Source organism: Pseudomonas cistanchae (genome assembly GCF_054483635.1).
In genome coordinates, this window is the sequence record NZ_JBTLWN010000003.1 from 131,959 (window position 1) to 146,172 (window position 14,214).

13 protein-coding genes are annotated in these 14,214 nt (G+C 63.0%); 10 read left to right on the plus strand and 3 right to left on the minus strand.

What is annotated here, in order from left to right:
- Window positions 1-120 precede the first annotated feature (120 nt).
- Complete coding sequence (locus ACX0MV_RS10650) at window positions 121-912, plus strand: crotonase/enoyl-CoA hydratase family protein (protein WP_458982480.1); 792 nt, start codon at window positions 121-123, stop codon at window positions 910-912.
- Window positions 913-1,043: 131 nt separating this feature from the next.
- Here the strand turns inward: ACX0MV_RS10650 and ACX0MV_RS10655 are convergent, their stop codons facing one another.
- A complete protein-coding gene (locus ACX0MV_RS10655; protein ID WP_458982481.1) occupies window positions 1,044-1,817 on the minus strand; it encodes a spermidine synthase in 774 nt (257 codons plus the stop codon).
- 234 nt (window positions 1,818-2,051) lie between these two features.
- On the opposite strand from ACX0MV_RS10655, the gene ACX0MV_RS10660 reads away from it, so the two are divergent.
- The 4 genes from ACX0MV_RS10660 to ACX0MV_RS10675 all read left to right on the plus strand — a co-directional run bounded on the left by ACX0MV_RS10660 (window position 2,052) and on the right by ACX0MV_RS10675 (window position 5,945).
- Entirely contained in the window at window positions 2,052-3,398 is a 1,347-nt protein-coding gene (locus tag ACX0MV_RS10660) for a class II 3-deoxy-7-phosphoheptulonate synthase (protein WP_458982482.1), read from the plus strand.
- A gap of 138 nt (window positions 3,399-3,536) precedes the next feature.
- A complete protein-coding gene (locus ACX0MV_RS10665) occupies window positions 3,537-3,704 on the plus strand; it encodes a DUF2897 family protein (protein ID WP_458982483.1) in 168 nt (55 codons plus the stop codon).
- Window positions 3,688-5,085 (plus strand): hypothetical protein, encoded by a 1,398-nt coding sequence (locus tag ACX0MV_RS10670; protein ID WP_458982484.1) that lies wholly within the window; start codon window positions 3,688-3,690, stop codon window positions 5,083-5,085. The genes ACX0MV_RS10665 and ACX0MV_RS10670 overlap by 17 nt, the downstream gene beginning before the upstream one ends.
- 101 nt (window positions 5,086-5,186) lie before the next feature.
- Window positions 5,187-5,945: a CPBP family intramembrane glutamic endopeptidase gene (locus ACX0MV_RS10675; RefSeq protein ID WP_458982485.1), complete on the plus strand. Its 759-nt coding sequence runs from the start codon at window positions 5,187-5,189 to the stop codon at window positions 5,943-5,945.
- Window positions 5,946-5,950: 5 nt separating this feature from the next.
- On the opposite strand, the gene ACX0MV_RS10680 is transcribed toward ACX0MV_RS10675, so the two are convergent.
- Both ACX0MV_RS10680 and ACX0MV_RS10685 read right to left on the minus strand, forming a co-directional pair.
- A complete protein-coding gene (locus tag ACX0MV_RS10680) occupies window positions 5,951-6,724 on the minus strand; it encodes a substrate-binding periplasmic protein (protein WP_458982802.1) in 774 nt (257 codons plus the stop codon).
- Between the two features lie 115 nt (window positions 6,725-6,839).
- Entirely contained in the window at window positions 6,840-7,463 is a 624-nt protein-coding gene (locus tag ACX0MV_RS10685; RefSeq protein ID WP_458982486.1) for a TetR/AcrR family transcriptional regulator, read from the minus strand.
- A 234-nt stretch (window positions 7,464-7,697) separates the two neighbouring features.
- On the opposite strand from ACX0MV_RS10685, the gene ACX0MV_RS10690 reads away from it, so the two are divergent.
- The 5 genes from ACX0MV_RS10690 to ACX0MV_RS10710 all read left to right on the plus strand — a co-directional run bounded on the left by ACX0MV_RS10690 (window position 7,698) and on the right by ACX0MV_RS10710 (window position 14,175).
- The gene (locus ACX0MV_RS10690) at window positions 7,698-9,485 is read left to right on the plus strand and encodes an acyclic terpene utilization AtuA family protein (RefSeq protein WP_458982487.1); all 1,788 of its coding nucleotides are present in this window, start codon (window positions 7,698-7,700) and stop codon (window positions 9,483-9,485) included.
- A 98-nt stretch (window positions 9,486-9,583) separates the two neighbouring features.
- On the plus strand, window positions 9,584-10,453 hold the full coding sequence (locus tag ACX0MV_RS10695; RefSeq protein ID WP_458982488.1) for an SDR family oxidoreductase: 870 nt from the start codon (window positions 9,584-9,586) through the stop codon (window positions 10,451-10,453).
- A 5-nt stretch (window positions 10,454-10,458) separates the two neighbouring features.
- Window positions 10,459-12,075 carry a geranyl-CoA carboxylase subunit beta gene (gene atuC / locus ACX0MV_RS10700; RefSeq protein ID WP_458982489.1) on the plus strand — a complete coding sequence of 539 codons (1,617 nt, stop codon included), beginning with the start codon at window positions 10,459-10,461 and terminating at the stop codon, window positions 12,073-12,075.
- A gap of 18 nt (window positions 12,076-12,093) precedes the next feature.
- Window positions 12,094-13,254 carry a citronellyl-CoA dehydrogenase gene (gene atuD / locus ACX0MV_RS10705; RefSeq protein WP_458982490.1) on the plus strand — a complete coding sequence of 387 codons (1,161 nt, stop codon included), beginning with the start codon at window positions 12,094-12,096 and terminating at the stop codon, window positions 13,252-13,254.
- A gap of 120 nt (window positions 13,255-13,374) precedes the next feature.
- A complete protein-coding gene (locus tag ACX0MV_RS10710) occupies window positions 13,375-14,175 on the plus strand; it encodes an enoyl-CoA hydratase/isomerase family protein (protein WP_458982491.1) in 801 nt (266 codons plus the stop codon).
- The last annotated feature ends 39 nt before the right edge of the window (window positions 14,176-14,214 follow it).

Here is a 14,214-nt window from a genome sequence, read left to right on the forward strand (position 1 = left end):
GGCACTGTCAAATGGTTGGGCGCCGGACCTATTTTGACCGTGCCTCGACCTTGGACAAGCGCATGCCAAACCGCTATACCCGTGCGGACTTTCTCCATAACCGTCCAAGGATTTTTTGCCATGACTCAAAGCAGCAGCGCTCGCGTCAGCCGGGAAAAACGCGGCCACATCATGCTGATCGGCCTCGACCGTGTGGCCAAGCGCAACGCCTTCGATCTCGACCTGCTCAATGAGTTTTGCCTGGCCTACGGCGAATTCGAACGCGACAGCGATGCGCGCGTGGCGCTGGTGTTTGCCCACGGCGAGCATTTCACCGCAGGGCTGGACCTGGCCAACGTCGCGGCCAGCTTCGCCGCCGGCTGGAAAATCCCCGAGGGCGGTTGCGACCCCTGGGGCGTATTCGGCGGGCCCCGCGTCAGCAAGCCGGTGGTGGTTGCAGCACAGGGTTACTGTTTCACCATCGGCATCGAGCTGATGCTCGCCTCGGACATCAACCTGTGCGCCAGCAATACTCGTTTCGCCCAGATGGAAGTCCAGCGCGGTATCTTTCCGTTCGGCGGCGCAACCCTGCGTATGCACCAGACCGCAGGCTGGGGCAATGCAATGCGCTGGCTGCTCACGGGCGATGAGTTCGACGCTCACGAGGCCTATCGCCTGGGGCTAGTTCAGGAGGTCGTTGCGAGCGAAGAGTTGATGCCCAAAGCCTTGTGGCTGGCCGAGCGGATCGCCGCTCAGGCGCCCCTTGGCGTGCAAGCGACGCTGGCATCGGCACGCCAGACTGTCAGCGAAGGCGCCATTGCCGCGGCGAGCGGCCTGCATGGCACGGTCACCCGCCTGATGGCCAGCGAGGATGCACAGGAAGGCGTACGCGCCATGCTCGAACGCCGACCAGGAGATTTCAAAGGGCGTTAAGCGCAGTACGGCATGTTTTTGGCGGGTGGACATAGCGAAGCTTTATTTACCACTGGCAACCCGGTGGTGGACAAGCCTTCGGCATGTCCACCCTACGAAACTCGCAAGCACTCCAGAGGTGGAAAACAGCCTCAGCTTGCTGGCCGCAGCGCCTTGATTAGCGGCAGTAGGGAGTAGCCCAATTGCGGCGCCAGGCACTCGTCGCGACGTGTCAGCTCGTCGAAATCGAGCTGCTGATCGAGATCGGCCGGCACCAGCAACACGACGTTGCCCTCCTTCACCGGACACTCCCAGTAGTGCCGGTGGTAAAGACCGCGCAGCAATGGCGCGCCCAGCGGCTTACCGTCGTTACCGGCCCATTGATTGATGATCAGCCAGCCACCCGGGTTGAGCTGCTTCTGGCAATTTTCCAGAAACCGCCAGGCCAGATGCCCCGTCGCCGGGCCATGGTCGGTGTACAGATCGACGAACAGCAAGTCGGTCTTCTCGGCGCTTTCCAGCAGCTCCAGGGCATCGCCGATGCGGATGGTCAGCCGCGGGTCGTCTACCAGACCCATGTGTTCCATGGCCAGGCGAGGCACGTCGGGGCGCAGTTCGATGACTTCGACGTCATCCAGCGGTAGGAACTTCAGGCAGGCCTGGGTTAGGTTGCCGGCACCGAGCCCGAGAAACAGCGCGCTTTCGGGCGCCGCATGGCACAGCGCGCCAAGCAGCATGGCACGGGTGTAGTCGTACTCCAGCCAGCTCGGGTCGGCCATGAAGATGCAGCTTTGCTCGATCGCCTCGCCAAATTCGAGAAAGCGATACGCGCCCATCTCGACGACCTGAATCACGCCAAATGCATCGTGCACTTCGGCGATCAATAGCGGTTCCGGCATCTGATCCACCGGAGGTAAACCGGGCATCCATCATTCCCCACACTGAGTTCCAGGCCACTTCGGCTGGAGTTGAGGAAGCGATTGTCACGGAGGCGGCCGCCGGGCGTCACGCAAAAAATGCCCTTCGCGCTGCCAGCACCGCCCACCGGCGCCAAACGCTCGCCAGGTATGCAGTTTGCCTATCAAAGCTATCGGCTTGAAGCGAAGGGCGTATCGGTTACCATGCCCGTCCGCCCAAATTGCCTGAAGCCGAGAGCCGCGATGTCGCAACCCTGGAGCCCTGAAAGCTGGAGAAGCAAGCCGATCCAGCAGCAACCTCATTACCCCGATGCCGGCCACCTGGCAAAAGTCGAGCAAACCCTGGCCGGTTATCCGCCGCTGGTGTTCGCCGGCGAAGCCCGCGAGCTGCGTCGGCAGTTTGCCGAGGTGACCCAGGGCCGTGCCTTTCTGCTGCAGGGCGGCGACTGCGCCGAAAGCTTCGCCGAGTTCAGCGCCGCGAAGATTCGCGACACCTTCAAGGTGCTGCTGCAGATGGCCATCGTCATGACCTTCGCCGCGGGCTGCCCGGTGGTGAAGGTCGGGCGCATGGCCGGCCAGTTCGCCAAGCCGCGCTCGGCCAACGACGAAACCATCGACGGCACCACCCTACCGGCTTACCGCGGCGACATCGTCAACGGCATCGGCTTCGACGCGAAAAGCCGTGTGCCCGATCCCGAGCGGCTGTTGCAGGCCTATCACCAGTCCACCGCCTCGCTGAACCTGCTGCGCGCCTTTGCCCAGGGCGGTTTTGCCGACCTGCACCAGGTGCACCAGTGGAACCTGGATTTCATCGCCAACTCGGCGCTGGCGGAAAAATACAGCCACCTGGCCGACCGTATCGATGAAACCCTGGCCTTCATGCGCGCCTGCGGCATGGACACCTCGGCGCAGGTGCGTGAAACCAGCTTCTTCACCGCCCACGAAGCGCTGCTGCTCAATTACGAAGAGGCCTTTGTCCGTCGCGACAGCCTCACCGGCGGCAACTACGCCTGCTCGGCGCATATGTTGTGGATCGGCGACCGCACCCGCCAGGTCGATGGCGCCCATGTCGAATTCCTGCGTGGCGTCGGTAACCCGATCGGCGTGAAGGTCGGCCCGAGCATGACCGACGAGGACCTGATCCGGCTGATCGATATCCTCAACCCGGAGAACGATCCTGGCCGCCTCAACCTGATCGTGCGGATGGGCGCGGACAAGGTCGAAGCCGGCCTGCCGCGACTGATCCAGACCGTGCAACGCGAAGGTCGCCACGTGCTGTGGAGTTCCGACCCGATGCACGGCAACACGATCAAGGCCTCGAGCGGCTACAAGACCCGTGATTTCGCGCAAATCCTGGCCGAGGTGAAGCAGTTCTTCGCCGTGCACCAGGCCGAAGGCAGCTACGCCGGCGGCATCCACATCGAAATGACCGGGCAGAACGTCACCGAATGCATCGGCGGCGCGCGGCCAATCACCGAAGACGGCCTGTCGGATCGCTACCACACCCATTGCGACCCGCGCATGAATGCCGACCAGTCGCTGGAGCTGGCGTTTCTGATCGCCGAGACGCTGAAACAGGTACGGCGCTAAGCACCGCGCGACGCTCTTGCATAGTGCGTGCGCGTTGCGCAGTGAGCCCGCGCGTTACTTACAGACGCACAGCCGGCCTGACAAGCCCGGCCATGCGCGCTAAGGTGGTTAGCACATTCACCTATCGAGGAGCCGACCATGCCCTGGTATGCCTGGCTGATCATGATTCTGGCACTTGGATCCATCGTTGGCGGTTTGCTGCTGCTGCGCGACACCGCGAAAAAACTGCCCCTCAGCGAAGAACAGCTGGAGCGCATCAACAAGCGCAATGTCGAGCAGGAAGCCAAGGATGCGCGCGAGCGGTAACGGCTGGCTGTGGTTTGTACCCTTACTGATGGCCTGCTCCGCGCAGCCGGTCGAGCCGCCAGTCGGCAGCTGCGATGCGCTTTTCAGCAACTGGACAGACGCCAGCGCCGACCATCGCGACAGTCGCTACCGCCCTGTTGAAGGCGTTTACGGCTTGCGTACCGACCGCCTCAGCGCCGCCCTCGCCTCTGCGCCATCCACCGCTGAACAGCGCCAGCTCTGGTTACAGCGCCTGACCGACAATGATCGCCGTGCCAGGCGCGTCGAACTGAGCAACCTGCCAGTCTCGCAGCGTGCCCGCTGGAGCACAGCGGCCATACAGAACCGCCTGGATGCATGCCGTACTCAGCAAACCCGTCAGTTACTCGACCACCCACCCTCATTCGAACGGCTGCGCAGCGCCAGCCAGGTCACCTCTGACTACTCGTTCTGGGCTCGCGCATTCGGCGCGTACCCGTTGTTCAAACCCATCTACCAACGTGGCATCGCTGCCTGGCAGGCAGAGGCCGCACGCTACCAGGCCCCCGCCGATTCGCCTGGGTGGTTGAGCTATCAACCACAGCCTTATCCACCATCCGGGCAGGTACGGGTCGCGACAGATGCCCTGGGCCTGCCACAACCGGATAGCCAGCAACGAGCCGCACTGCTGGCACGCCACGCCCCGCACTTGCGGGTGGAACAAGCGAGCCAGGCTGATCGCATCGGCTCGCCGCGGTTCGACGGCCAGGGCCGCCGCGAATTTGCAGCGACCCAGCCGCAGCTCTATCAGCAGCTGGGCTGGAGCCGGATCGACGGGCGCTGGCGGCTGCAGCTGATTTACCAGCTGTGGTTCAGCGAACGGCCAAAAACCCACGCCCTGGACCTGCTCGGCGGCGAGCTGGACGGGCTGATCTGGCGCGTAACCCTGGACGAGCGCGGCAATGCCCTGCTCTACGACAGCATCCACCCCTGCGGTTGCTGGCATGGCTTCTACCTGCCGGCGGACTCTGCGCTGGCCTTCCAGCAGCCGGATGGCCAGGAGGCACGCTCGGTTCGCCGCCTGTCCATCAAGGGCACCGAGGGCGCAACCCTGTGGCTGAGCAGCAGCGCGCATCAATTGCTGTGGGTCGATGGCAGGCGCTCAACTTTCCCCTCGATGGTGTACGACCAGCAGCCGCTTGAGCAATTGAGCCAACTCCCTCACCCCCAGGGCAGCCGTAGCCTGTATGCCCAGGACGGACTGGTCGAAGGCAGCGAGCGCCTGGAGCGCTGGCTGCTGTGGCCGTCCGGCGTCCGCTCGCCGGGTGCAATGCGTCAGTGGGGCCGACACGCCACCGCCTTTGTCGGCGAGGCGCATTTCGACGACCCCGACCTGTTGGCGCGCTACTTTCATACGCCCTGACCAGGCAGTTGCAGCAGTTGCTTTGAATGACCTGACTCCTTGCTGCGCATGGCAAATCGCGAGGCCGGACACTAGACTGCGGCGCTTGCCTGGGAGCCGCCATGTCGCCGTATCTACGTCTGTTACCGCCAAGCCTGGCCTTAACCCTGGGGTTTACCCTGGGCTTTATTCAGCCGAACGGGCTGGCCTTTGGCGCGCTGTTTATCGCCCTGGTGCTGTTTGGCCGGCCCTGGCTGCATGACGCAATCTGGGGCGCGCTTGTGCTGGTGGCTGGCATCGCGTTTGCCGCGCACCTGGTGCCCGGCTTCAGCCCCTGGCCGCTGTGGCCCACGCGCCAGATCAGCGCCGATGCCCTGCCCTACGCCTTGCGCCTGTCGTGGGACAAACTGCTGGTCGGCGTGACGCTGCTGGCCTGGTGGCTGGGGCGGCCCCACGGCGCCACCAGGCGTCCCGTTTACGCTGCAGGCGTGGCCTTGCTGACGCTGCTCGGCGTGCCGCTGGTGGCACTCACCATAGGTGTGGTGGCCTGGCAGCCGAAGTGGCCGGAAGGATTGTGGCTGTGGTTGGCGGTCAATCTCGGGGTTGCGGTACTGGCTGAGGAGTTGCTGTTTCGCGCGGTGCTGCAAACGCGGCTGGTTGCCTGGCTGGGCCTGTGGCCGGGGTTACTGTTGACGGCGCTGCTGTTCGGCGCCGCCCATGTTCCCTTCAGCCCACTGTTCGCACTGGTCGCTGGCCTGGCCGGGCTCGGTTACGGCCTGGCCTTTCACTACAGTGGCCGATTGAGTGTGGCGATCGCCCTGCATGGCGCGGTCAATCTGCTGCATCTGCTGTTGCTGAGCTATCCACTGCGAGTGACCTGAGGCCATTACTCCGCCGCCGAAGTCCGCCGCACGTAATAGCGCGCAAGCAGCGCATCCAGGCGTCCATCCTGATTCAACTCGCGCAGCAAATTGGCGAAACGCGGGGTATCCAGCGGCGACGCGGGGCTGAACAACGCCTTGTGCCGGTAGACCTGATCCACCCGCTCGGACACCAGCAGCGCCGAGCGTTGGTCGGGGTGGCGATCCTGATAAATCTGCAGGTATGAGCGGGTGATCACCGCGATATCCGCGCGCCCGCGCAGCAGCATGATCAGGTTGCTGTCGTGGGAATAGGTCAGCACCGCCCCCAACTCATCGCGCAGGTACTGCTGGTTCGAATTGAAGTCGGCAAAGCCATAGTGATAGCCGTTGTACAGGGCGAGCCGCTTGCCGATGATCTGCTCGAAATAACGCTGATCACGACCTGGCTCGGCGCGGGCCACGTACACCTCGGCGTCTTCGATCTGCAGATCCAGGGCAACATGGGCGGTGTCTTTCCAGCCCCATTGCGGTGACTCAAACAGGATCAGATCGAATCGGCCACTCTGCATATCGCGATACCGACGCGTCACCGATGTCGGCACCAGGGCAAATTCGTAGCCGTCCTGCATGAGGTTGAGCGCCGCCAGCAGCTCCGGCACCAGCCCGCTCGGCCGCTCGCTCTCGGGTTTGACCACATAGGGCGGGAAGTTATAGGCGCCGACGCGGACTTCCTGCGCTGCCATAAGCGGCGTCGCGAGCGACAGACACAGCACCCACAGGCACGCCTTCATTACCATCTGCAACGATGCACCTCCTCACTAGCACAGAGCCGTCGTCGGTCCCTGTGACTGCCAAGCGAAAGATCCTATCCGCAGTAAAACCTTGATAGTGGCTGAGCGTAGCCCACTCTGCTCAAACTTCCTTTATCACCAGCGATAACGCCTGCTCGGCAAGCTCATCCAGGCTCATGGCGCCGTCGGCGCGGAACCAGGTATTGGTCCAGCTCAGCGCGCCAGTCAGGAAACGCCGCAGGATAAAGGGGTCAGCCTTGAAATATCCCGCGGCCTTGGCCTCGGCCAGAACGTCCAGCCAGAGCTGCTCGTAGACATCGCGCAGCTCCAGGATGAACTGCTGGCTGGGCTCGGACAGCGAGCGCCATTCATACACCAGCACCGCCATGGCCTCGCCCGTACCGCCCATGATCGACTGCAGCTCGCAGCGGATCAGCGCCAGTACCCGCTCGCGCAGGTTGCTCGCGTCGGCCAGAGAGGCTCTCATCAACGCCGTGTTGTAACGGATGGTTTCCTCCATCACCGAGCGCAGGATTTCATCCTTGCTCTTGAAGTGATGAAAGATGCTGCCGGACTGAATGCCCACGGCGCTGGCCAGGTCGCGCACCGTGGTACGTTCGTAGCCCTTGCTGCGAAACAGGTGCGCGGCGGTCTGCAGCAGCTTGCCGCGGGCGCTGTCCGGGTCGGTCACCTGGCCGCTGCTGACCAGCTCGCGCATCACCGCCTGGGCTTGTTGATCATCCACGCTTTGTTTCTCCATGTCGCATCGGCTGGGTGCTCGCGCAGTGCGCATTTACCCGCTGTTTATCGGCAGATTCGCCTAAGTGTTTGTCGTTATTGGTGAAATTTATGCTGCACAGGCAACCCAAGCAAGCGCTTGGCTGAATTTGCGAAAGAAAGATCTGCTCGGGGCTTTTAAACCAAGCGCTTGCTTGGTAGCCTTCAGATCACCTCACTCATGTGTTGCGGGCCTATCACAATGACTAAAGCCGTACGCATCGGCTGCGCTTCCGCCTTCTGGGGCGATACCAGCACCGCCGCCGCTCAGCTGGTTCAAGGCACCGAACTGGATTATCTGGTATTCGACTACCTGGCCGAAGTGACCATGTCGATCATGGCCGGCGCACGGATGAAGAAGCCGGACGCCGGCTACGCCACCGACTTTGTGGAAACCCTTGCGCCGCTGCTGGCCGATATCGCCGCCAAGAACATACGCATAATCAGCAACGCCGGCGGGGTCAATCCCAGTGCCTGCGCTGCCGCTTTGGCAGTTGCGTGCGAGCAGGCCGGGGTCAATCTGAAGATTGCCGTGCTGCACGGTGACAATCTGCAACCCAAGCTCGGTGAGCTGGCCAAGGCCGGCACCGTGGAAATGTTCAGCGGCTCGCCGTTGCCGCCCTTCTGCGTCTCGGTCAACGCCTACCTCGGCGCGCCAGGCATCGTCGAAGCCTTGAAGCTCGGCGCAGACATCGTCATCACCGGCCGCGTGGTTGACAGCGCCGTGGTCAGCGCCGCCCTGGTGCATGAATTCGGCTGGAGCTGGAGCGACTACGACCAGCTGGCCCAGGCCGCATTGGCCGGGCATATCATCGAGTGCGGCGCGCAGTGCACGGGTGGCAATTTCACCGACTGGGAAAGCGTGCCGGACTACGAACATATCGGCTTCCCGGTGGTAGAAGTAGCAGCCGATGGCAGCTTTGTCGTGGCCAAGCCGGAGGGTTCCGGCGGCTTGGTCACGCCTTTTACCGTAGGCGAGCAGATGCTCTACGAAATCGGCGATCCTCGAGCCTATCTGCTGCCTGATGTGATCTGCGACTTCACCCAGGTCGAGCTCAGCCAGGTGGGCGAAAATCGCGTGCTACTCAAAGGCGCCCGCGGCCTGGCGCCGACGAATCAATACAAAGTCAGCGCCACCTATCCGGACGGTTTTCGCTGCACGGCCAGCTGCTTGATGGCTGGCATCGACGCGGTGAAAAAAGCCCGACGGGTCAGCCAGGCGATCATCAACAAAACCGAGGAAATGTTCGCCGAACGTGGCTGGGGGGCTTACCAAGAGGTCAGTATTGAACTGCTCGGCAGCGAAGCCACATACGGCATGCACGGCCAGCGCACCGATACCCGCGAGATCGTGATCAAGATCGCCGTGCGCCATGCGAAGAAAGAAGCCTTGATTTTGTTCTCCCGCGAGATCGCCCAGGCCGCGACCGGCATGGCGCCGGGGCTGACCGGCATCGTCGGTGGTCGCCCCACGGTGTACCCGGTGATTCGCTTGTTTTCATTCCTTACTGACAAAGGTAATTGCGCGCTGGAGGTGGAGTTGCAGGGGCAACGCCACGCGGTTGTGCTGCCGCGCCCCCAGGCGTTGAACCTGGCGGATCTGGCCGCTGACGCCGAGCCGCCGGTGCCGCAAGGCGATGCCGACGCCAGCGTGCCGCTGATCAAGCTGGCGGTGGCGCGCTCCGGCGACAAGGGCAACCACAGCAATATCGGTGTTATGGCAAGAAAACCTGAATATCTGGCGTGGATCGCGGCTGCGCTGACTCGCGAAGCAGTGGTCGACTGGATGAGCCACGTGCTCGATCCGCAGGTCGGTCGCGTCGACCGCTGGTATCTGCCCGGCAGCCACAGCCTGAATTTTTTACTGGAGAACGCCCTGGGCGGCGGTGGCGTCGCCTCTCTGCGCATCGACCCGCAGGGCAAGGCCTTCGCCCAGCAGCTGTTGGAGTTCCCGGTGCCAGTACCCAGTGCCCTCGCGGCGACTTTGTAGGGTGGATCGGGGCGCGTAGCTGACGCTTCACCCATCCACCAGTTCTTGGCGGACAACGCTTCGCGGCTGTCCGCCCTACGACTAGGACGATAGCAACAATGGCATACGACTCAGTCTTTAAACCCGGCCTGTTTAGCGGCCAGACCATCATGGTCACCGGCGGCGGCAGCGGCATCGGCCGTTGCACCGCCCATGAGCTGGCGAACCTGGGTGCCCACGTGGTGCTGGTCGGGCGCAAGCTGGAAAAGCTCGAAGCCACCTGCAGCGAAATCATCGAAGACGGCGGCAGCGCCAGTTTTCACGCCTGCGATATCCGTGATGAAGAAGCGGTCAAGGCCATGGTCAAAACCGTGGTCGCCGAGCGCGGGCAGATTCACCATCTGGTCAACAACGCCGGCGGCCAGTTCCCCGCGCCGCTGATCGGCATCAACCAGAAAGGCTTCGAGACCGTGGTGCGCACCAACTTGGTCGGCGGTTTTCTGATCGCCAAGGAAGTCTTCCTGCAAAGCATGAGCAAACACGGCGGCAGCATCGTCAATATGCTCGCCGACATGTGGGGCGGCATGCCGGGCATGGGCCATTCGGGCGCGGCGCGCGCCGGTATGGAAAACTTCACCAAGACCGCCGCCTACGAGTGGGGCCACGCCGGGGTGCGGGTGAATGCCGTGGCACCGGGCTGGATCGCCTCCAGCGGCATGGACACCTACCCCGAATCGATGAAAACCATGATCCGCTCGCTCAAGGATCACGTGCCGCTGCAACGCATCGGCAGCGAATCGGAAGTGGCTGCGGCCATCGTCTTCCTGCTCACCCCGGGGGCTAATTTCATCAGCGGCAACACCATCCGCATCGACGGCGCTGCCAGCCAGGGCAGCCGCGCCTGGACCTTGGGCAAGGCGAAAAATAGCGAAACCTATAACGGCTTTCACCGGGCCTATGTGCCCGAAGTTCTGAAAGATCAGGAGTAACAGCCATGCCGGTTATCCAATCCGAGATCGACGTGCATGGCGAGGACTTCGCCAAGAACCGCGAGGCCATGCTGGCCGCCGTCGACAGCTTTCGCCAGATCGAACAGAACTGCCTGAACAAGGCTGCTGAAGCCAAGGCCAAGTTTGAAAAGCGCGGCCAGCTGCTGCCGCGTGAACGCCTTAATCTGCTGCTCGACCCTGGCGCGCCCTTTCTCGAACTTTCATCCCTGGCTGGCTACAAGCTGCACGACGACAAGGACGGCACCCAGGCCGGCGGCGGGATCATCTCCGGCATCGGTTATATCGCCGGGGTGCGCTGCCTGGTCAATGCCAGCAACAGCGCGATCAAGGGAGGCACCATCTCCCCGACCGGGCTGAAGAAAACCCTGCGTTTGCAGCAAATCGCCGTCGAAAACAAGTTGCCGGTGGTCACCCTGGCCGAGAGCGGCGGCGCCAACCTTAACTACGCCGCCGACATCTTCGTCGAAGGCGCGCGCGGCTTCGCCAACCAGGCGCGCATGTCCGCCATGGGCTTGCCGCAGATCACCGTGGTGCATGGTTCCTCCACTGCGGGCGGGGCTTACCAGCCGGGGCTGTCGGACTATGTGGTGGTGGTGCGCGGCAAGGCCAAGATGTTCCTCGCCGGACCGCCACTGCTAAAAGCTGCCACTGGCGAAATCGCCACCGATGAGCAACTGGGCGGCGCGGAGATGCATGCGCAGGTCGCTGGCACCGCCGAATATCTGGCTGAGAATGACGCCGACGGCGTACGCATCGCCCGGGAAATCCTCGCCATGCTGCCGTGGAACGCGCAACTGCCGGCGCGCCCGGCGAAGGCCTACAACGAGCCGCTGTATCCGGTCGAGGAACTGCTCGGCCTGGTTCCGGCCGACGCCAAGAAGCCCTACGACGTGCGCGAGATCATCGCGCGTATCGCCGATGGCTCGGCGTTTCTCGACTTCAAGAACGAGTTCGACAACCAGACCGTCTGCGGCCACTTGCAGATCGAAGGCGAGCCCTGCGGCTTTATCGGCAACAACGGCCCGATCACCCCGCAAGGCGCGGCCAAGGCGGCGCAATTTATCCAGCTGTGCGAACAGAGCAACACGCCGATCCTGTTCTTCCACAACACCACCGGTTTTATGGTCGGCACCGAGTCGGAGCAGCTCGGCGTGATCAAGCATGGCTCGAAGATGATCCAGGCGGTGGCCAACGCCACGGTGCCGAAACTCACCATCGTGGTTGGCGGCTCGTATGGCGCCGGCAACTACGCCATGTGCGGCCGTGGCCTCGACCCGCGCTTTATCTTCGCCTGGCCCAACAGCAAGACCGCGGTGATGGGCGGCGCCCAGGCCGGCAAGGTGCTGCGCATCGTCACCGAGGAAAAGCACCTGAAGGAAGGCAAGGAGGCCGACCCGAAGATGCTCGACATGCTGGAAACCGTCACCGCGCAGAAACTCGACAGCCAGTCCACCGCGCTCTACGGCACCGCCAGCCTGTGGGACGACGGCCTGATCGACCCACGCGATACGCGCAAGCTGCTCGGCTACCTGCTGGATATCTGTGCCGAGGCCGCTGTTCGTCCGCTTAAAACCACCACTTTCGGCGTAGCCCGCCTGTAACCCTTCGGAGAACAAGAAATGATCTTCACCCAAGAACACGAAGAGCTGCGCCGCACGGTCCGTAACTTTGTCGACAAGGAAATCAACCCCCACGTCGAGCAGTGGGAAAAGGACGGCCGCTTCCCGATCCACGAGATCTTCAAGAAAGCCGGCGACCTGGGTCTGTTGGGCATCTCCAAGCCGGAAAAATTCGGCGGCATGGGCCTGGACTACAGCTACTCGATCGTCGCAGCCGAAGAGTTCGGCACCATCATCTGCGGCGGTATCCCGATGTCCATCGGCGTGCAGACCGATATGTGCACCCCGGCCCTGGCGCGCTTCGGCTCCGATGAGCTGCGCGAAGAGTTCCTCAAACCGGCGATTGCCGGCGAGATGGTCGGCTGCATCGGCGTCTCCGAAGTGGGTGCCGGCTCGGATGTCGCCGGGCTGAAAACCACCGCCAAGAAAGACGGCAGCGACTATGTGATCAACGGCAGCAAGATGTGGATCACCAACTCGCCAAGCGCCGATTTTATCTGCCTGCTGGCCAATACCTCGGACGACAAGCCGCACGTCAACAAGTCACTGATCATGGTGCCGATGAACGCTCCAGGCATCAGCGTCAGCCCGCACCTGGACAAGCTCGGCATGCGCAGCTCGGAGACAGCCCAGGTGTTCTTCGACAACGTGCGCGTGCCGCAGCGCTACCGCATCGGCCACGAAGGCGCGGGCTTTATGATGCAGATGCTGCAGTTCCAGGAAGAACGCCTGTTCGGCGCGGCCAACATGATCAAAGGCCTGGAGCACTGCATCAACGCCACCATCGACTACTGCAAGGAGCGCAAGACCTTCGGCAATGCGCTGATCGACAACCAGGTCATCCACTTTCGCATGGCAGAACTGCAGACCGAAATCGAGTGCCTGCGCGCCCTGGTCTACCAGGCCACCGAGCAGTACGTGCGTGGCCGTGATGTCACCAACCTGGCCTCGATGGCCAAGCTCAAGGCAGGCCGCCTTGGCCGTGAAGTCACCGACAGCTGCCTGCAGTACTGGGGCGGCATGGGCTACATGTGGGAAAACCCGGTGGCCCGCGCCTACCGCGACGTGCGCCTGGTGAGCATTGGCGGCGGTGCCGACGAAATCATGCTGGGCATTATCTGCAAGCTGATGGGCATTCTGCCGGGTAAGAAGAAAGGCTAAGAACGGAAACCGTAGGGTGGACGTCGCTTTTTACGTCCACCGTGACGCCGCTCGGTGGGTCGGTAAAGCGTGACCCACCCTACGGCCTGCGTATTCAGCGCCATGTAAGAGGATTACCTGATGTCCGCTCTGCCCGATTGCCAAACCCTGCTGCTCAGCCTCGATGCCGGCGTGTTGCAAGTCACCCTTAACCGCCCGGACAGCCGCAACGCCATGAGCCTGGCCATGGTCAGCGAATTGCGCGCGGTACTGGAAAGCCTGCGCAATGATCTGAGCGTACGCGCCATCGTGCTGCGCGGTGCCGGTGGGCATTTCTGCGCCGGTGGCGATATCAAGGATATGGCCGGTGCCAGAGCGGCCGGTGGCGACGCCTACCGCAGCCTTAACCGCGCCTTCGGCAGCTTGCTGGAAGAAGCGCAGAACACGCCGCAGGTGCTGATCGCCGTGCTCGAAGGCGCGGTACTGGGCGGCGGGTTTGGCCTGGCCTGCGTGTCGGATATCGCCATCTGCCAGCAGGACGCCAAGTTCGGCCTGCCGGAAACCACCCTGGGCATTCTGCCGGCGCAGATTGCACCCTTTGTGGTGCGGCGCATTGGCCTGACCCAGACCCGTCGCCTGGCCCTTACCGCCGCCCGCTTTAACGGCAGCGAAGCCGAACGCCTGGGCCTGGTGCATTTCAGCGAAGCCGATAGCGAAGCCGTCGACGCCCGTTTGCACCAGGTACTGAGCCAGGTGCGCCAATGCGCGCCGCAGGCCAATGCCCAGACCAAAGCCCTGTTGCTGGCCGCAGAAAACGAAGCACTCGGACCTCTGCTGGACCGCGCCGCCGAGCAGTTTGCCGCGGCGGTAACCGGTACCGAAGGCGTCGAGGGCACCATGGCCTTTATGCAAAAACGTGCGCCGAAGTGGGCTGCTGAATAAGCCCCCTACAACATGACCTGATCGCCAGGTTTACGACCC